Annotated in this window: 17 protein-coding genes; 6 read left to right on the forward strand and 11 right to left on the reverse strand. The window is 39.9% G+C overall.

Features of this window, described 5'->3' with window-relative positions; genetic code table 11:
- Positions 1–14 precede the first annotated feature (14 nt).
- On the reverse strand, positions 15–1,535 hold the full coding sequence (ppx, locus tag C502_RS0103720; RefSeq protein WP_018677520.1) for an exopolyphosphatase: 1,521 nt from the start codon (positions 1,533–1,535) through the stop codon (positions 15–17).
- A gap of 273 nt (positions 1,536–1,808) precedes the next feature.
- Between ppx and trxA the strand changes: the two genes are divergently transcribed.
- The 3 genes from trxA to C502_RS0103735 all read left to right on the forward strand — a co-directional run bounded on the left by trxA (position 1,809) and on the right by C502_RS0103735 (position 4,366).
- Positions 1,809–2,135, forward strand: a complete 327-nt coding sequence (gene trxA, locus C502_RS0103725) for a thioredoxin (RefSeq protein ID WP_018677521.1) — start codon at positions 1,809–1,811, stop codon at positions 2,133–2,135.
- Between the two features lie 325 nt (positions 2,136–2,460).
- Positions 2,461–3,729 carry a transcription termination factor Rho gene (gene rho / locus C502_RS0103730; protein ID WP_018677522.1) on the forward strand — a complete coding sequence of 423 codons (1,269 nt, stop codon included), beginning with the start codon at positions 2,461–2,463 and terminating at the stop codon, positions 3,727–3,729.
- 391 nt (positions 3,730–4,120) lie between these two features.
- Positions 4,121–4,366 carry a hypothetical protein gene (locus C502_RS0103735; protein ID WP_018677523.1) on the forward strand — a complete coding sequence of 82 codons (246 nt, stop codon included), beginning with the start codon at positions 4,121–4,123 and terminating at the stop codon, positions 4,364–4,366.
- 102 nt (positions 4,367–4,468) lie between these two features.
- Here C502_RS0103735 and C502_RS0103740 read toward each other — a convergent pair whose 3' ends face one another.
- Genes C502_RS0103740 through pheS form a run of 3 tightly spaced genes read right to left on the reverse strand, consistent with a single transcriptional unit; the run spans position 4,469 to position 8,157 of the window.
- The gene (locus C502_RS0103740) at positions 4,469–4,765 is read right to left on the reverse strand and encodes an integration host factor subunit alpha (RefSeq protein WP_004664224.1); all 297 of its coding nucleotides are present in this window, start codon (positions 4,763–4,765) and stop codon (positions 4,469–4,471) included.
- Complete coding sequence (pheT, locus tag C502_RS0103745) at positions 4,762–7,143, reverse strand: phenylalanine--tRNA ligase subunit beta (RefSeq protein WP_018677524.1); 2,382 nt, start codon at positions 7,141–7,143, stop codon at positions 4,762–4,764. Before pheT ends, C502_RS0103740 begins: the two co-directional genes overlap by 4 nt.
- Positions 7,144–7,176: 33 nt before the next feature.
- Entirely contained in the window at positions 7,177–8,157 is a 981-nt protein-coding gene (gene pheS, locus C502_RS0103750; RefSeq protein WP_018677525.1) for a phenylalanine--tRNA ligase subunit alpha, read from the reverse strand.
- Positions 8,158–8,388: 231 nt separating this feature from the next.
- Here pheS and C502_RS0103755 point away from each other — a divergent pair, with 231 nt between their 5' ends.
- Positions 8,389–9,387: a hypothetical protein gene (locus C502_RS0103755; protein ID WP_018677526.1), complete on the forward strand. Its 999-nt coding sequence runs from the start codon at positions 8,389–8,391 to the stop codon at positions 9,385–9,387.
- Positions 9,388–9,516: 129 nt separating this feature from the next.
- Here the strand turns inward: C502_RS0103755 and C502_RS0103760 are convergent, their stop codons facing one another.
- The 3 genes from C502_RS0103760 to rpmI form a co-directional block, all read right to left on the reverse strand.
- A complete protein-coding gene (locus C502_RS0103760) occupies positions 9,517–10,080 on the reverse strand; it encodes an NADAR family protein (protein ID WP_023274525.1) in 564 nt (187 codons plus the stop codon).
- A gap of 91 nt (positions 10,081–10,171) precedes the next feature.
- Positions 10,172–10,531, reverse strand: coding sequence for a 50S ribosomal protein L20 (gene rplT, locus C502_RS0103765; protein ID WP_004664213.1), 360 nt, complete (start codon positions 10,529–10,531; stop codon positions 10,172–10,174).
- Between the two features lie 11 nt (positions 10,532–10,542).
- The gene (rpmI, locus tag C502_RS0103770; RefSeq protein ID WP_004278281.1) at positions 10,543–10,737 is read right to left on the reverse strand and encodes a 50S ribosomal protein L35; all 195 of its coding nucleotides are present in this window, start codon (positions 10,735–10,737) and stop codon (positions 10,543–10,545) included.
- A gap of 237 nt (positions 10,738–10,974) precedes the next feature.
- Here rpmI and C502_RS0103775 point away from each other — a divergent pair, with 237 nt between their 5' ends.
- A complete protein-coding gene (locus C502_RS0103775) occupies positions 10,975–12,228 on the forward strand; it encodes an MFS transporter (protein ID WP_018677528.1) in 1,254 nt (417 codons plus the stop codon).
- Positions 12,229–12,262: 34 nt separating this feature from the next.
- Here C502_RS0103775 and C502_RS0103780 read toward each other — a convergent pair whose 3' ends face one another.
- From C502_RS0103780 to thrS, 4 genes are all read right to left on the reverse strand, one after another.
- Positions 12,263–12,688, reverse strand: a complete 426-nt coding sequence (locus C502_RS0103780) for a YqaA family protein (RefSeq protein ID WP_018677529.1) — start codon at positions 12,686–12,688, stop codon at positions 12,263–12,265.
- A gap of 27 nt (positions 12,689–12,715) precedes the next feature.
- Positions 12,716–13,333 carry a glutathione S-transferase N-terminal domain-containing protein gene (locus tag C502_RS0103785; RefSeq protein ID WP_018677530.1) on the reverse strand — a complete coding sequence of 206 codons (618 nt, stop codon included), beginning with the start codon at positions 13,331–13,333 and terminating at the stop codon, positions 12,716–12,718.
- Positions 13,334–13,706: 373 nt separating this feature from the next.
- Positions 13,707–14,258, reverse strand: coding sequence for a translation initiation factor IF-3 (infC, locus tag C502_RS0103790; RefSeq protein ID WP_081401092.1), 552 nt, complete (start codon positions 14,256–14,258; stop codon positions 13,707–13,709).
- A 5-nt stretch (positions 14,259–14,263) separates the two neighbouring features.
- Positions 14,264–16,186 carry a threonine--tRNA ligase gene (gene thrS, locus C502_RS0103795; RefSeq protein WP_018677532.1) on the reverse strand — a complete coding sequence of 641 codons (1,923 nt, stop codon included), beginning with the start codon at positions 16,184–16,186 and terminating at the stop codon, positions 14,264–14,266.
- 264 nt (positions 16,187–16,450) lie between these two features.
- On the opposite strand from thrS, the gene C502_RS0103800 reads away from it, so the two are divergent.
- Positions 16,451–18,094, forward strand: coding sequence for an acyl-CoA synthetase (locus tag C502_RS0103800; protein WP_018677533.1), 1,644 nt, complete (start codon positions 16,451–16,453; stop codon positions 18,092–18,094).
- Positions 18,095–18,121 lie beyond the last annotated feature (27 nt).

Here is an 18,121-nt window from a genome sequence, read left to right on the forward strand (position 1 = left end):
ACAAGGATGTATTGTTAATCAACAAATTTGTCTGACTGGATATGTAATCCAATGTCCCAATGCTTAAACTGAACTTGTTCATCATGCAGATCAGCAACCAATAGAGGCCATTGTTTAGCATCGCCAGAAACGCTGAGTTGCCATTGTTGATCATTTACAACACTTAGTTCAATGGCAGGAAGCATCTGATCACTACGACTATGATTCAGCAAAATGGCTAAACGGAGTAACAAACAAAGGTAGACTAAATGACTACCACCCACCTTTAAAACGTCATTTTTTGCATCTGCACGTAACTTACGGCGATGATGTGAAACAAGATGTGAAAGGTGATTTTGATCAATTTGTGAGAAACCAGGAATATCGGAATGTTGCAGTAAATATGCGCCATGGCGATGATAACCACCATGACTAATCGCTAAGCCAATTTCATGTAAATAGGCTGCACGACGTAATAAGTCACTGTCTTCTGTGGTTAAATGTAACGACTGAGCAACCCCATCAAACAACTGTTGTGCGGTATTGACCACTCGTTCGGCTTGCTTTGGATCTGCGTTATAACGCCCCATCAAAGCTTGTACACTGCGATCTCGAATATCCTCATGCTTGAAACGACCAAGCAAGTCATACATCACACCTTCACGCAAGGCACCATCAGAATATGCCAATTTATCAATATCCAGCACTTCAAAAATTGCATATAAAATCGCAAGACCTGCTGGCAAAACTGCTCGGCGATCTTCACGCAGACCTTCAAAATCAATCTCTGAGGTATGTTTAAATTTGAGTAACCGATCTTTTAACTTATATAATCCATCACGTGTTAAGTTTTCTTGTTCATCACTTAAGCCAAGATTCACTGCAATTTGGCGGCAAGCTTTAATGGTTCCACTTGACCCAACGACAGTATCCCAACCTTCAGCTTTATAAGTATTCGCAATCGCAGAAAGCTCTTTACGTGCAGCAACCACGGCTTTATCAAAAGCCTTACTTGAAATCTCACCATCAACAAAATAAGCTTTACTATAAGCGACACAGCCCATTTGTAATGATTCGGTATGAAGTGGCTCAAACTCCTCACCGATGATAAATTCGGTTGATCCCCCACCAATATCAATGACTAGACGTCGTCCACCATTCGCCATGGTATGCGACACACCTAAATAAATTAGGCGTGCTTCTTCACGACCAGCAATAATTTCAATCGGTTTGGGTAAAATTTCAGCGGCTTTCTGAATAAATTCATGACCATTTTTTGCTTGTCTTAAAGCATTGGTCGCCACGATTCGCAAACGATTTGCCTGTACTGAACTTAAACGCCCAACAAACCGTGCTAAACACGCTAGTCCACGTTGTTGCGCAGCTTCAGTTAAATTCTTATTTTCATCTAGCCCAGCGGCTAACTGTACTTTTTCTGACATTGAAGCAACTTTTTTCACTTCACCGTGATCAACACGAGCAATCGCAAGATGGAAACTATTTGATCCCATATCAATTGCAGCAAGTAATTCTTCATCAATCAGAAAATCAGACATTATTCATATAAACCCATGCTCAATTCACGCATTAGAGTAATTCACATGCTTACAATTTTAAAGTCATTTTAAGCAATAAAAGTCGCGTATTTTCGCTTTTATTCTATAAATCATTGTATAAGCCGATGATCAATATCGTGAGCATCCATTAGACTTTTCATTTTCAAACTTGAATAATCGCAACAAACCCTTACATTGAATAAAGTAGCAATGTAATATTCATCGTGATGATGAACCAATTCGCACTTTATTTCTCAAATTTGGAGTAACCTCATGTCTGCGACTATTGTTAATACCACTGATGAAAACTTCCAAGCAGATGTTTTGGATGCTGATACAGCTGTACTTGTTGATTTTTGGGCTGGTTGGTGTGCACCGTGTAAAGCAATTGCACCTGTTCTTGAAGACCTGTCAAATGAATATGCAGGCAAAGTAAAAATCGTTAAAGTTGATGTGACGGCGTGTGAAGATACCGCTGTAAAATATAACATTCGTAATATTCCTGCGTTATTAATGTTTAAAAATGGCGAAGTTGTTGCTCAACAAGTCGGTGCTGCACCTCGCTCTAAACTTGCAGCATTTATTGATCAACATATCTAATTAAATTTTGATTATGTGAAATACTGAAATGCGCTATTAATTGAATGGTGCATTTCAGTAAAAATTGACAAATTCCTTAATTTCAACTATATTCTTTGATCAAGAAGCTTTGAATGGAATCTACTTCATCGCACTTCTTACAAGATACAAAACATAAGATCGCCGCTCGGCAATAACAATTGTTTTCACATTTCTCTCTGAAACAATGAACCAGACTACTGAACTGTGATTGTGTAAATACAATTACATCAGCATGTATGTATGCGGTCGATTTTTTATTCTTTTTCAACACCCCCTCAACTTATTCCATTCTGTCTGACCACTTATGAACTTAACTGAACTCAAGAAAAAACCCATTGGCGAACTCATTAAAATTGCGGAGTTTATGGGCCTTGAAGGTATGGCACGTAACCGTAAACAAGATATTATTTTTGCCATTTTAAAACGCCACGCTATGAATGGCGAAGAAATTTTTGGTGATGGTGTTCTCGAAATTCTGTCTGATGGGTTTGGCTTCCTACGATCGGCTGCGGGTTCATATTTAGCAGGACCTGATGACATTTATGTCAGCCCATCACAGATCCGTCGGTTTAATTTACGCACAGGTGACACCATTACTGGCACAATTCGTCCACCTAAAGAAGGTGAACGCTATTTTGCTTTATTAAAAGTCAACCAGATTAATTACGACACGCCTGAAAACTCACGTAATAAAATTTTATTTGAAAACTTAACACCATTATTTCCAACCGAACAAATGGTAATGGAACTCGGGAACGGCACTACAGAAGATTTAACATCGCGTGTTGTTGATCTGGTTGCACCAATTGGTAAAGGTCAACGTTCAATTATTGTTGCGCCGCCTAAAGCCGGTAAAACAATGTTATTACAAAACATTGCGCAGTCAATTGTCCGTAATAACCCTGAAGTCTTCTTAATCGTACTTTTAATTGACGAACGCCCAGAAGAAGTTACCGAAATGGAACGCACGGTCCGCGGTGAGGTTGTTGCTTCAACATTTGATGAAGCCCCTGCTCGCCACGTTCAAGTTGCCGAAATGGTCATCGAAAAAGCAAAACGTTTAGTTGAACATAAAAAAGATGTTGTTATTCTGCTCGACTCAATTACGCGTTTAGCACGTGCTTACAACACCGTGGTTCCATCATCAGGTAAGGTACTTACAGGTGGTGTTGATGCCCATGCATTAGAACGCCCAAAACGTTTCTTTGGTGCTGCACGTAACATTGAAGAAGGCGGTTCACTCACGATTATCTCAACTGCATTGATTGAAACAGGCAGTAAAATGGATGACGTGATCTACGAAGAATTCAAAGGTACAGGTAACCAAGAGATTACGCTTGATCGTCGTATTGCTGAGAAACGTGTATTCCCAGCAATGAACATTAAGAAATCTGGTACTCGTCGCGAAGAACGTCTCATGAGTGAAGAAAATTTGCGTAAGGTTTGGATCTTACGTAAATTATTACATCCTATGGACGAGCTTGCAGCAATGGAATTCCTGTTAGATCGTATGAAAGAAACCAAAACCAACGATGATTTCTTTGATCAAATGAAGCGTAAAGCCTCAACTTAAATCAAGACTATAAAAAAGCTACCTCCAATGGTAGCTTTTTTTATTTGGTTGACATGCTTACATAATATTTACAGAAAATTTTAAAATCACAATAATTTCACAAACAATTGTTTTATATAATTATTAGTAATTTCAAGATATCATTTTTAGCCATATACCGATTCAAAACTAATTTTCAATAGTTTTTTTCTATCAAAAAATAGCCAAATTCTGACCCTTTTTGTCGTTTTGTTGGACAGAACAGTAGTAATTCATGATTTGCTTTGATAGGATAGCGACAGACCAGTTAGGCTGCTCCCTGCGTTGTTACCTAAAGCGTTTAGGAATAATAAAAGCACAAACAGACTAACTCAGGTTTTTTTTAATCTCACAATTTTATGAGAGTGATGCCATGTTATTCAAAAAATTTGCTGTTGCTGCTGCCGTTGCTACTACTTTAGCTTTCGTTGGCTGTGCTAAAAAAGAAGCTCCTGCTGCTGAAGGCGCTGCTTCTGAAGCTGTAGCTGCTTCTGAAGCTGTTGTTGCTGCTTCTGAAGCTGTTGTTGCTGCTTCTGAAGTTACTGTTGCTGCTTCTGAAGTTGCTGCTTCTGAAGCTGCTCCAGCTTCTGCTGCTGCTCCAGCTTCTGCTGCTCAATAATCTAATTCTAGATTATAAAAAAGAGAACCTTTGGTTCTCTTTTTTTATGCCCAAATTTTATTAAAGTTCATAAATATCGAAATAAAATATAAAAAAAGCAGATCAATCGATCTGCTCATTTCCAACACGCTGTCTAAATTTCTGACCCGCTCTAAACGTCACCACTCGGCGAGCAGAAATCGGAATTTCTTCGCCTGTTTTTGGATTGCGTCCCGGACGCTCTCGTTTATCTCGTAACTCAAAATTACCGAACCCTGAAAGTTTGACTTGTTCACCCGCAATTAATGCTTGGCTAATTTCATCAAAAAATAGCTCGACCATCTGTTTTGCTTCACGGCGATTTAAGCTAGTAAGCTCACTTAAATGGTCCGCCATCTCTGCTTTTGTTAATGCTGTCATGAGGCCCTCAATGTCGCTTGGTAAGTGTCTTCCAACACTTGAATAATGTTATCCATACCAGATTTAATTTCAGCATCTTCAAGCGTACGAGTTGGGTGTTGCCACAACAATGCAAAAGCTAAAGAGCGTTTACCTTGTTCAACCCCTTGTCCCGTATACACATCGAACAACCATGTAGAGTCGAGTAATTCTCCACCAGTTTGCTCAATCAATCGCTGAATATCTCTTACCTCAATCTTATCAGAGATTAAAAGCGCAATATCACGTCTAACCGATGGAAAACGTGATAATTCTGTAAAATTAGATACATAAGATTGCAAAACCGCCTGTTGATCTAGCTCAGCAACCCAAGTTATGCCTAAATCAAGTTCATTTTCCAAAGATGGATGTAAACGACCGAGATAACCAATCGATTGTCCATTGACTAAAATTTCTGCAGATTGACCTGGATGTAGCCACGCACGTTCAGTACGAACAAATTCAACATTCACACGACCCGCAGCTAAAACCTCCTCAATCTCACCTTTGAAATCAAAGAAATCCATTGCTTGAGGTTTCACATGCCAAGATTCTGGTGTACGAGAACCAACGGCAATCAGTGCCAAAGTTGGAATTTGCTGAAGATCATGAATACTTTGCGCATTCTGATAATCAAAACGCAAGCCCAACTCAAAGAAACGTACACGCTGCTGTTGACGATTGAGATTGTACTGCACACAAGGAATCAAACTCGATAACAAGGTACTACGCATTGCTGCCAAATCACTTGAAATTGGATTGGCAAGCATTAATGGTTGTACATTTGGATTCAACTGCTTTTCAAGTTTTGCATCAGCAAAGCTAAAGCTGATTGCTTCTTGATAACCCAATGTCGCAACAGTTTGACGTAATTGTGCAATTTCAAAACGGTCTTGATACTTTTCTAATTGCACATCAATTTTTGGCAAACTAATTTGAATATTGTCATAGCCGTGAATACGTGCAACTTCTTCGATTAAATCTTGATAGATTGCCATATCATAGCGGTGTGATGGCGGAACGACACTCCACTCACCTTGCGCTTTGGTTTCAACGTCACAACCCAAACGCATCAAAGCATCAGCAATAAAATCACCAGCCACTTCATAACCCAATAACTGATCAACTTGCGCTTGTTGCAATGCAATCGCTTCACGCTTCGGCAATAAAGCTTCTTGCTCAGCAACCGTAATTGGACCAAATTCACCACCAGCAAAGGCTTGAATCAGTTCAGAAGCACGGTGCATCGCAATCATTGGCAATTCAAAATCAACGCCGCGTTCATAACGCTGTGAAGAATCAGTATGTAAACCAAAACGACGCGCACGACCCGCAATCGCTAAAGGCGCAAAAAACGCACTTTCAAGGAAAATATCTTGCGTATCATCTGTTACAGATGAGTCTAAGCCACCCATAATCCCTGCAATTGCCAATGCTTTTTGATCATCAGCAATGACCATCATATCATCTTGCAATTCAACTTCCTGATCATTCAGCAAAGTCAGTTTTTCTTGTGGCTGAGCTTGGCGAACTTGAATCGAACCTTCGATTTTTGCTAGATCAAAAGCATGCATCGGTTGACCCAACTCAAGCAATACATAGTTGGTAATATCCACCAAAATACTATGCGTACGAAGACTTGAACGAGCAAGTGCTTGTACCATCCACTCAGGTGTTGCTGCTTTCACATTCACATTTTTGATAATACGACCTAAATAACGTGGCGTACCTTCAGTTGTAATGGTGACTGCTTTTTCATCCGTAATCGTTGCCGAAATCGGTTGAATCTTAGGTTCATTTGCTTGTAGCTGATTGATCACTGCAATTTCACGGGCAATACCACGAATGCTAAAACAGTCACCACGGTTTGGCGTGATGCTAATATCAATCACATTGTCATCAAGTTTTAAATATTCACGAATATTCATTCCAACTGGTGCATCAACAGGCAGTTCTAACAACCCATCAATTTTATCTTCTAAATCAATTTCAGAAGCACCACACAGCATCCCCTGTGATTCAACACCGCGCAGTTTGCCTTTTTTAATTTTAAAATCGCCTGGTAATACCGCACCAATCGTGGCAACAGGTGCTTTCATTCCTACACGAACATTTGGTGCACCACATACAATTTGTAATGGCTCACCTGAACCAATATTAATCGTTGTCACACGTAAACGATCTGCATCTGGGTGTTGTTCAACCGTGAGAACCTCACCAACAACCACACCCGTAAACGGTTTTGCTACAGGTGCTAATTCATCAACTTCTAAACCAAGCATGGTCAATTGATTAGAAAGTGTTTCGCTATCAATCGCAGGGTTGACCCACGTGCGTAACCAATTTTCACTAATTTTCATTTGTAGAAACCTTCTTTAATCCTGAAAAACTGTTTAGGCAAATTGGCGTAAGAAACGCACGTCATTTTGGTAGAACATACGCAAATCATTGATGCCATAACGCAACATTGCAAAACGCTCTACCCCTAGACCAAAAGCAAAACCTTTGTATTTATCAGGATCAATGCCTGCAGCACGAAGTACATGTGGATGCACCATGCCACAACCTAGGACTTCCAACCAACGACCACGCTCATCCATGATATCCACTTCAGCACTTGGCTCAGTGAATGGGAAATAAGACGGGCGGAAACGTACTTTTAAATCTTTTTCGAAGAATTCATTCAGTAGGTTGATTAACAAACCTTTTAACTCGGCAAAACTGGTATTTTCAGCAACGTATAAACCTTCGATCTGATGGAACATCGGAGAATGGGTTTGATCCGAGTCACAACGGTATACACGACCAGGACACACAATACGAATAGGTGGTTGACTGGTTTCCATGGTACGGATTTGCACACCCGAAGTATGGGTACGCAGCAAATGCGTAGCATCAAAATAGAACGTGTCATGCATCGCACGCGCTGGGTGATGCCCAGGAATATTTAAGGCTTCAAAGTTATGATAATCATCTTCAACTTCAGGTCCATGTGCAACTTGGAAACCTGCTTTGGTAAAGAATTGACAAATACGTTCTTGTACTTGAGTAACAGGATGAATACTTCCCATGCGCTGACCGCGACCTGGTAAAGTAATATCAATCGTTTCGCTTGCTAACTTTTTCGCAAGTTCAGCCTGTTGCAATGTCTGTTGACGCTCGGTCAAAGCCGTATTGATTGCTTCACGAACAGCATGAATCGCAGCACCTTGTACCTTTCGCTCTTCAGGATCCATTTTTCCAAGTGCTTTCGACTGCTCTGCAAGCTGGCTTTTCTTCCCTGTAAATTGCACACGGACTTGATCGAGTGCAGCAAGGTCTTGAGCCGCTGCAATGGCAGCAAGCGCTTCAGTGGTCAGGGCTTCCAATGACATAGTAACTCTCAAAGCAACAAAATATAGGAATATAATAAAACGCTATAGTTTATCAGCTTTTTACCTATTTTATGAAGATAAACCACTGTTTAAATAGCGTACTTTTTCAAACTTAGGTTTAACAACAAAATAAAGGAGTTTGCCAACCAATCAGTTAAATTTTCGTAAAAAATCATCAATAACTGAATAAAATGTATAAGATAGCGCTATCGTCCATGAGAAATAATAACGATGGCGCTTGATCAAATTTGGAAACAACAGCTTACACTTGTCACTTATGGCAATGAGTTTCTTGCAGGAAATCTTAATTTTAGTCGTTGGATTGAACACCCAATTTTCAACCAAAATAGACTGATCTTTAGAGATTTACGCTCACAGCATCTCTTGGCTCAACATTTCCAAATTTGGCTTGACGGTTTAAAAAAGCAAGGCGTAAAAAAACTCAGCCTACATTTATCTAGCATCCTCAATGATGAGCAGAACCCAAATCCTAATGTCGAGCTACTTCCCTTTGCGCATTTTATTGTCAGCCATCAAGCCAATAAGAAAACTGCTTGGATTTGTGGACTTGAACTTGCAGAGTGGTACAACAGTGATAATGAGTTTGAAGCTCCACTTTCTCAATGCACAACGCTCCGCGAAGAAAGCTTTTGGCGCTATGAGTTGAATGATAAATTCGCAAAAAAAGTTGATGCAGACTTACAAAAATTAAATTGGAATGAGATTGCCGTTTTCTTAGAACGAGAGTTATTCAATCATAAATATACTGAAGACTTTTTAGAACCTGAACAACAAGACTTTCCTTTTTACGGCTACGAGATTAATCCAACAGCTATTTCAAGCAAACAGCTTGCACTCATTCCAACCGATTATCCTGCGGACTGTGCGCATCGTTTATTACATCGCACCCAAGCATTAACTGATTATTTAGAAGAAAAAAGACGACACCCTTATCATGATTCAGGTGAATTGATTAGCCCAGAAGAACAAATCAATCTACGTAATTTTTCACAAAAAACGGATGATTTATTTGCAAAGCTTATCGTCAAAATAGCCAACCATTATCAAACAGCTCAGCTCACTGCCGAACCTGAAATCATTGACCGAACCATGGAAACCTCAGAACATTTTAATCAAGTACACCACCATAAAGTCGGAACAGCAGGTGTTATTAAATTGATTATCCTAACTGTGATCATTTGTATGGTTGCTTATTATTTTGGGCTATAACCCTCATTACGCTCCAAGTCATATTCATACATGTTGATAAAATCAGATTCAGATGTTGGCTCAAATTGCACTGCTATAACATCATGATGTTTGAACAAACTTATAATCTGAGTATACCCCCTCAAAGGCTCAGTGTGACTGAGCCAGAAATTGAGACCGCACGTGCATGAGTGCAAAACCAAGTAGGTTTAAGCCTTTCCATTGTTTCGGATCTTGAATCTGTTCATGGTCTTGCGACATACCAATGCCCCAAATTTTATCAACGGGTGATGCCTCAACAAGAATACGATCCTTCGTCGTTATTAAGAAATCACTTAGTTCAGGATGCTGTGAAAATTTAGCTAGATTGGCTTCCACCACAATATCAAAGCGTTTTTCTAGCCACACTTGTTCATCGTAGTTCTGCACTTTTCGACCAAGTTGCTTTGCCTCATTTGGATGTGTGACCTTCAAAATTTGATTAAATATCTCATCATCATGAAAGAGTTTCGCTTTTTGCGCCATCATATAATGTTCAGCCGTGAGATATTCAATTCCATCCTGTTTAAATGGCGATGGAAACCACTGACTCAAACAACTTTTATCAACAAGATTGGCTTGCTTTGGAGTATGTCCCCAAAAATATAAATACTTGAACTGGTGACCTTGTTTAGTTTTTTCAATTAAATCATTTAAAAAAATTTCATCTTGCATCATTTATCTCTGCTTATTATCTATTGTTTAAAATGAATGTTCTAAAAATAAAAAAGACCGCTAAAAAGCGGCCTTCTTTGAATCTCTAAGCTTATGCAGCTAATGCGCCTTTAGCTTTTTCAGCTAAAGCAGCAAATGCAACTGCATCATGCATAGCGATGTCAGCTAATACGCGACGGTCGATGATCACTTGAGCTTTTTTCAAGCCATCGATCATACGGCTGTAAGACAAACCGTTTAAACGAGCACCAGCATTGATACGCGCAATCCATAAAGCACGGAATTGACGTTTCTTTTGACGGCGGTCACGGTAAGCGTATTGACCAGCTTTGATTACCGCTTGGAACGCTACGCGGTAAACGCGTGAACGAGCACCATAGTAACCTTTAGCGCGAGCAAGAATTTTTTTGTGACGACGATGAGCCACTACACCACGTTTTACACGAGCCATTTATAATCTCCTTAGATGTATGGGCACATACGACGAACTGATGCAACGTCACTTACGTGAACCATTACACAGCCGCGCAATTGACGGATACGCTTAGCAGATTTTTTGGTCAAAATGTGGCGTTTGAACGCTTGTTTACGCTTAAAACCGTTAGCAGTCGCTTTAAAGCGTTTAGCTGCACCACGGCGAGTTTTCATCTTAGGCATAACAACCTCTTTTGAACACCTGTTCGGAACGTTTGCACCATTGCAAAAACGACCTGCAGGTAAGGGAGCGAGTATTCTAAAGCATAGCAAGCTAAAACAAAAGTAAATTGCTCATTTTTTGATAGTAAATCATCTATTTTATATAAACGTTATTTTCTATCATCAATTCTCAAATTACGAGAAACATCTACAAAATTAACACCTATAATAAGTACAAGCTTTTAAATTCAAAAGAATATGACTATACAAAATGATGCTTTCGCTGCATTGCGGTATCGGGATTTCTCTATTGTCACCCTCAATCAATTCTGCTTAACACTGGCAATTTTGATTCAGGAAATTATCGTCGCCTATTCACTTTATCAAATCACCCGTGATCCACTCACCTTGGGTTTTATTGGTCTAGCCGAAGCGATTCCATTCATTACCCTATCCTTATGGGGTGGTTATTTTGCGGATAAGCTGAATAAACAAAGTATTATGAAAGTTTGTTTATTCTTTTCCATTCCTTTGCCTTTAGTGCTTTGGGGTTTGTTCCATTTACATGGCTTAGAAAAAATTGGCATTAGCACACTGTCCTGGGGCATTTATGCCGTTATTTTTGCTTTAGGAACAATACGGGGCTTCTATAACCCATCAGCAACCTCGCTCAAACCCTTTTTGATTCCTCGCGAACTGTATGCCAATGGTGCAACATGGACCACCATCGGTTGGCAAAGTGGTGTCATTATTGGGCCAATGTTAGGTGGTTTTATGTTGGCATTTCTTGGCCGAGAAACCAGTCTTTTTGCCGTGACCGCATTATTGGCAATCTGCTTTATTTTGATTAATTGCTTACAGAAACGCACCTTTCCAAAAATGGAAACTGAGAATGTACTACAAAGCCTGACTGATGGTTTCCGCTTTATCTGGAAAACCAAAATTGTTTTATGGGCAATCTCTCTAGATCTGGTATCGGTATTATTTGGTGGCGTGATTGCACTCTTGCCAATTTTTGCTGAGGAAATCTTAAACGTTGGTCCTGAAGGTTTAGGCTATTTACGTGCAGCTCCATCTATTGGCGCACTTATTACCATGATTGTCCTGACCAAGTTCCCACCCATGCACCACGCTTGGCGAAATATGCTCTTGGCAGTGGCTGGTTTTGGTATTTTTACAATTTTATTCGCTTTTTCAAACAATATATGGCTGTCACTGTTTGCACTGATGATGACGGGTGCCTGCGATAGTATTTCCGTGGTAGTCCGCCAAACTGTATTGCAAATTTTTCCACCCGAGAATATGCGAGGTCGTGTTGCTGCGGTAAATGGCATGTTTGTTTCATCGAGCAATGAACTCGGTGCGTTTGAATCAGGTCTGGCAGCTAAATATCTTGGGACAATCACCGCAACTATTTTTGGCGGCTGTATGACGCTCGCGGTTGTAAGTTACTGTTGGTTTAAAACCAATGACTTATTCAAAGTCGATATTACCAAAGGGACTAATGATTAAGTATTTTGGGAAAGGCTAAATCTTTCCCTTATTTTTAAAAAATTCCTAGATATAAAGCATATAAAGTGAGATAACGACCACCTTTGGCAATTGTCACAACCAATAAGAATCGCCAAAAATTTTCCTTCATCAAACCTGCGATCAAGGTAATTGGATCACCAATCACAGGTGTCCAACTCAGTAGAAGTGAATAAAAACCATATTTATGATAAATCTGTTGCGCCTGCTCTAAACGCTGTTCTGAAACAGGAAACCATTTTTTATCTTTAAAATGTTCAATTTTCAACCCTAACCACCAGTTCACACAAGAACCTAAGACATTACCAATAGTCGCAACCAAGATCAGATAAAGAGGATTGGAAAGCCCTTGTATCAATAAGGTTATTAATACTGCTTCGGACTGTAACGGTAATAAGGTTGCAGCCCCAAAAGCAGATATAAACAATAACCAATAACTCATGAGGCAAACTTAAACACGATAGAAAAATTAGACTTGGATCGACAAAGCTTTTTGTATTGCAGGGCGAGCCGTTAAACGTTCAATATAGTCTTGGACATAAGGATAATCTTCCAACTGAATCCCCTGCCATTCATAACGCAATGCCCATGGTAAGATTGCCATATCTGCAATTGAGTATTCACCCGCTACGAACTTCTGACCAATCAATTGCTTATTTAGTACAGTGTAAAGGCGTTTAGTTTCATTGATATAACGTTCAATTGCATACGGAATTCGTTCAGGTGCAAATTTATTAAAATGGTGATTCTGCCCTAGCATTGGACCAAATCCACCCATTTGCCACATTAACCATTGTTCCACCTCAACCCGTTCTTGCTCATCAGCCGGATAGAACAAACCTGTTTTTCGACCCAAATATTGCAAAATCGCACCTGATTCAAATACAGAGATTGGTTCACCACGTGGACCAATTTGGTCAACAATCGCTGGAATCTTATTATTAGGAGAAATTCTTAGAAAATCAGGTTGAAATTGGTCATTTTCTAAAATATTGATTGGGAAAATCTGATATTCGAGCCCCATTTCTTCTAAGGCAATTGTTATTTTATGGCCGTTGGGTGTGCCCCAATAATATAAGTCAATCATTTATTACCCTATTCATCTTTCTCATGATGGTTGCCTCGTTATAGCATATTTATTCCTTACTAATCAGCAACCCAACACAAAAACAAACAATAAAACTATGTTTTAAAAGAAAATATTGTGAAAATCACACTTATTTTCCTAAAAAATTCTTTCCGTTTTTATCCAAACAACCTATGTCCTATATATTATGACTAAATAAAACATGCTAACTACAAGCACAATTTACAGTTATGAATTCACTTCATTAGTCATGGTTTAACATGTTTTATTTTAAGTAGCTGTCGTTGAGACTTGTAAGCTTCTGAGTAGGTCAATCCATAATTTTTTGACATAAAAAAGCACCGCTTGTTGCGGTGCTTTTTTTAAAGAAAAATTACTTTTTCTTTTTCGGACCAATTAACATGCCCATTTGACGCCCTTCCATCTTCGGTGCTTGTTCAATCACGCCAAATTCAGCAACGTCAGCTTCAATCTTTTGCAATTGAACCAAACCAAGCTGCTGATGCGCCATTTCACGACCACGGAATCGTAGGGTAATTTTCACCTTATTTCCTTCTTCAAGGAAACGTAAAATTGCACGCAATTTTATTTGGTAATCACCTACGTCCGTTGCAGGACGTAACTTGATTTCTTTCACTTGCACTTGATGCTGTTTTTTCTTCGCATCTTTTTGCTTTTGCTTTAAGTCAAATAAATGCTTGTTGTAGTCCATGATTTTACAAACAGGTGGCTCTGCATTTGCAACGATCTCAACCAAGTCAAGATGAGCTTCTTCAGCAGCACGCAACGCTTCAGTTAATGAAACGACACCTTTTTGTTCCCCATCTGCCGCAACGAGACGTACTTCTTTCGCACGAATCTCATCGTTAATCGCAGGACGGTTACTTTTAGCACCTTGTTGTTGGTTACGGTCAGGCTGTTTAATCTTTATTACTCCACAATGTACCGGCCGCGTTCGGCAACGGCAGATTTAACTAAGTCAATAAACGCATCTACCGACATAGTACCTAAATTTTTTCCTGAGCGAGTACGCACATTAACAGTACCTTCTTCCACTTCTCGATCACCAAGAACTAAAAGGTAAGGAATACGCTCTAGGGTACGCTCACGAATCTTAAATCCGATTTTTTCATTTCTCAAGTCAGAAATAGCACGAAGACCATTTTCCTTGAGTTTTGCGACTACTTGCTCACATGCTTCAGCTTGTGAATCAGTAATATTCATGACACATGCTTGAATAGGTGCAAGCCAAGGTGGCATGAAGCCCGCATAGTGTTCAATTAGTATACCAATAAAACGTTCAAAACTACCAAGAATTGCACGATGTAGCATGACTGGATGATCACGATCATTTTCTTCAGTCACAAAAGTAGCATCTAATCGTTCAGGCATATTTGGATCACATTGAATTGTACCGCATTGCCATACACGACCTAAGCAGTCTTTCAATGAGAATTCAATTTTTGGACCATAGAATGCACCTTCACCAGGTTGCAAATCCCACGGCAAACCAGCAGCATCTAAAGCATCAGCCAAGGCCTTCTCAGCAGTATCCCACATTTCTTCACTGCCGACACGCTTCTCTGGACGTGTTGACAATTTCATTTGCACTTCTTCAAAACCAAAATCTTTATAAACAGCTAGAGTCAATTTAATAAATTCAGAGACTTCTTGTGCAATTTGGGCTTTAGTACAAAAAATATGTGCATCATCTTGAGTAAAACCACGGACACGCATAATACCATGTAAAGAACCTGATGGCTCATTACGGTGGCATGAACCAAATTCAGCTAAACGAATTGGTAATTCACGGTAAGATTTCAAGCCTTGGTTAAACACTTGTACATGACATGGGCAGTTCATTGGTTTTACTGCGTAATGTCTATTTTCAGAATGCGTCGTAAACATATTGTCTGCATAGTTTGCAGCATGTCCCGATTTCTCCCATAGCACTAAGTCAACAATTTGTGGTGTCTTAATTTCTTGATAACCATTGTCTTGTTGAACTTTACGCATGTATTGTTCAAGCACTTGGTAGATTGTCCAACCATTTGGATGCCAGAACACCATACCCGGTGCTTCTTCTTGCATATGGAACAAGTCTAATGCTTTACCAATTTTACGATGGTCACGCTTTTCAGCTTCTTCAATACGTTTGATATATGCAGCTAACTGTTTTTTATCAGCCCAAGCCGTGCCATAGATACGTTGAAGCTGTTCATTCTTCGCATCACCACGCCAGTAAGCACCAGAGATTTTTGTGAGCTTGAATGATTTTAAGAATTTAGTATTTGGTACGTGCGGACCACGGCACATATCCAAATAATCTTGATGGTAGTACAAGCCCATTTGTGTTTCATTCGGCATGTCTGCGATCAAGCGCAATTTGTATTCTTCGCCACGTGCTGTGAATTCTGCAATCACGTCATCACGTGGTGTCATTTTTTTAATGACATCGTAATCTTGATCAATAAGCGCTTTCATACGCTCTTCAATCGCTGCCATATCATCTAGAGTAAATGGGCGTGGCATCCAAATGTCATAGTAGAAACCTTCTTCAATGACTGGACCAATCACCATTTTTGCTTCTGGGAACAATTGTTTAACCGCGTGACCAACTAAATGTGCGCAAGAGTGACGAATAATTTCTACGCCCTCTTCATCTTTAGGCGTGATAATTTGTACAGTTGCATCTTCAGCAATCAAGTCTGAAGCGTCGACTAAACGATCATTGACACGACCTGCTACGGTATTTTTTGCAAGACCTGGACCAATGCTTAATGCAACGTCCATCACAGATACGGCTTGATCAAACTGTTTTTGATCGCCATTTGGCAAAGTGATAATTGGCATAATAAAATCCTTAAGGAGTGATGCCCTATACGAAGGAGCATATCACCGCGAGATTATGTATTGAGGCGAACCTCAAAAGATAAAAAACGGCGGATAAAAAAGTATTCAAGATTTTACACAGGTTTAGTTGAGGATGAAACCTTTCAATCATAAAAACCTAGATTGATTAGGCACCATCTCCGACTAAAGCCTAAATGATTTAGACTGAATGACACACTATGTTGATATAGATATAAATGAAAAAAACACAAATGGAGCAAACACATGGTTAGTGCATATGATGAATTACCGAGAACCCCTGCAAATTTCGTTGCCTTATCACCTTTACGTTATTTAGAACGTGCTGCTTATATTTATCCACACCAAGCCGCAATTATTCATGGGGAACGTCAAATCACATGGCAACAAAGCTATCAACGCTGCCGCCAGTTTGCACATCAGCTCACTCTGTTAGGTATTCAAAAGAATGATACCGTTTCGGTACTCTTGCCGAATGTACCTGCAATGATTGAAGCACATTTTGCTGTACCAATGGCAGGTGCGGTACTCAATACGCTGAATACTCGCCTCGATGCCAAAACCATTGCATTTATGTTGGCTCATGCCGAGTCCAAAGTCCTTTTGGTCGATCCTGAATTTCGACAACTTGCAGCAGAAGCCCTAACGCTGGTCTCTCAAGACATTATTGTGATTGATGTATTTGATCAGGAATATGAAGGTGAGCAAATTGCGCTTGGGCAATATGAATATGAATCGTGGTTGGCTGAAGGTGATTCTGAATTTGAATGGCTACTTCCACAAGATGAATGGGATGCGATTAGTTTAAATTACACCTCAGGCACAACAGGGAATCCGAAAGGTGTGGTTTATCACCATCGTGGTGCTTATCTGAATGCGGCCAGTAACATCTTGGCATGCGGTATGAAACCTCGTGCAGTTTATCTATGGACACTGCCGCTATTTCACTGTAATGGTTGGTGTTTTGCTTGGTCAATTGCAGCCAGTGGCGGCACCAATATTTGCTTACGTCGAGTTGACCCCGTTCTCATCTTTCAATACATCGCTAAACACAAAGTCGATTATTTCTGTGGCGCACCAATTGTCTTATCCATGCTCATCAATACTCCAGCAGAACAAAAAACAGCTTTCAACCACCATGTTGAAGTCATGGTTGCTGGAGCTGCCCCGCCTGTTGCGATTATTGAAGGTATGCGTCATCTTGGAATCAATGTTAACCATGTCTATGGTTTGACGGAAACCTATGGCCCATCGGCATTATGTGCTTCGCAAGCAGGCTGGAGTGATTTATCCATTCAAGAACAAGCTCAACTACACTCTCGTCAAGGTGTTCCTTATCCACTCCAAGACAGCATGCGAGTACTTGATCCTGAAACGATGCAGCCTGTACCGAATGATGGGCAAACAATGGGCGAGATTATGTTCCGTGGTAATATCGTGATGAAAGGTTATCTCAAAAATCCACAAGCGACTGAAGAAGCCTTTAAAGGTGGTTGGTTTCATACAGGCGATCTAGCAGTTTGCCATCCTGATGGTTATGCCAAAATTACTGATCGCTCTAAAGACATTATTATTTCAGGTGGCGAAAATATTTCATCGCTCGAAGTCGAAGATGTGCTTTACCGTCACCCTGCTGTATTAACGGCTGCGGTTGTAGCAAAACCTGATGAACGCTGGCAAGAAGTGCCTTGTGCTTTTATTGAGTTGAAGCAAGGTGCATCTGCATCAGCCGAAGACATCATTGCACATTGCCAAAAAGAACTGGCTCGCTTTAAAGTTCCCAAAGATGTAATTATTACTGAGATTCCCAAAACATCGACAGGGAAATTACAAAAGTTTATTTTAAGAGAATGGGCAAAACAACGAGCAGATGGTTCATTTGAAAGTTAATACCCCAAAATTAAAAGAAGTTTCCAA

It is taken from the genome of Acinetobacter tjernbergiae DSM 14971 = CIP 107465 (assembly GCF_000374425.1).
Lineage (GTDB): Bacteria > Pseudomonadota > Gammaproteobacteria > Pseudomonadales > Moraxellaceae > Acinetobacter > Acinetobacter tjernbergiae.

Bases quoted from the DNA above. Each gene is read 5' to 3' on its own strand.
- ppx (WP_018677520.1), bottom strand. From the start codon at position 1,535: ATGTCTGATTTTCTGATTGATGAAGAATTACTTGCTGCAATTGATATG.
- C502_RS0103755 (WP_018677526.1), top strand. From the start codon at position 8,389: ATGGCGCTTGATCAAATTTGGAAACAACAGCTTACACTTGTCACTTAT.
- C502_RS0103775 (WP_018677528.1), top strand. From the start codon at position 10,975: ATGACTATACAAAATGATGCTTTCGCTGCATTGCGGTATCGGGATTTC.
- rho (WP_018677522.1), top strand. From the start codon at position 2,461: ATGAACTTAACTGAACTCAAGAAAAAACCCATTGGCGAACTCATTAAA.
- C502_RS0103800 (WP_018677533.1), top strand. From the start codon at position 16,451: ATGGTTAGTGCATATGATGAATTACCGAGAACCCCTGCAAATTTCGTT.
- pheT (WP_018677524.1), bottom strand. From the start codon at position 7,143: ATGAAAATTAGTGAAAATTGGTTACGCACGTGGGTCAACCCTGCGATT.
- C502_RS0103785 (WP_018677530.1), bottom strand. From the start codon at position 13,333: ATGATTGACTTATATTATTGGGGCACACCCAACGGCCATAAAATAACA.
- trxA (WP_018677521.1), top strand. From the start codon at position 1,809: ATGTCTGCGACTATTGTTAATACCACTGATGAAAACTTCCAAGCAGAT.
- rplT (WP_004664213.1), bottom strand. From the start codon at position 10,531: ATGGCTCGTGTAAAACGTGGTGTAGTGGCTCATCGTCGTCACAAAAAA.
- thrS (WP_018677532.1), bottom strand. From the start codon at position 16,186: ATGCCAATTATCACTTTGCCAAATGGCGATCAAAAACAGTTTGATCAA.
- C502_RS0103740 (WP_004664224.1), bottom strand. From the start codon at position 4,765: ATGACAGCATTAACAAAAGCAGAGATGGCGGACCATTTAAGTGAGCTT.
- pheS (WP_018677525.1), bottom strand. From the start codon at position 8,157: ATGTCATTGGAAGCCCTGACCACTGAAGCGCTTGCTGCCATTGCAGCG.
- rpmI (WP_004278281.1), bottom strand. From the start codon at position 10,737: ATGCCTAAGATGAAAACTCGCCGTGGTGCAGCTAAACGCTTTAAAGCG.
- C502_RS0103760 (WP_023274525.1), bottom strand. From the start codon at position 10,080: ATGCAAGATGAAATTTTTTTAAATGATTTAATTGAAAAAACTAAACAA.
- C502_RS0103735 (WP_018677523.1), top strand. From the start codon at position 4,121: ATGTTATTCAAAAAATTTGCTGTTGCTGCTGCCGTTGCTACTACTTTA.
- C502_RS0103780 (WP_018677529.1), bottom strand. From the start codon at position 12,688: ATGAGTTATTGGTTATTGTTTATATCTGCTTTTGGGGCTGCAACCTTA.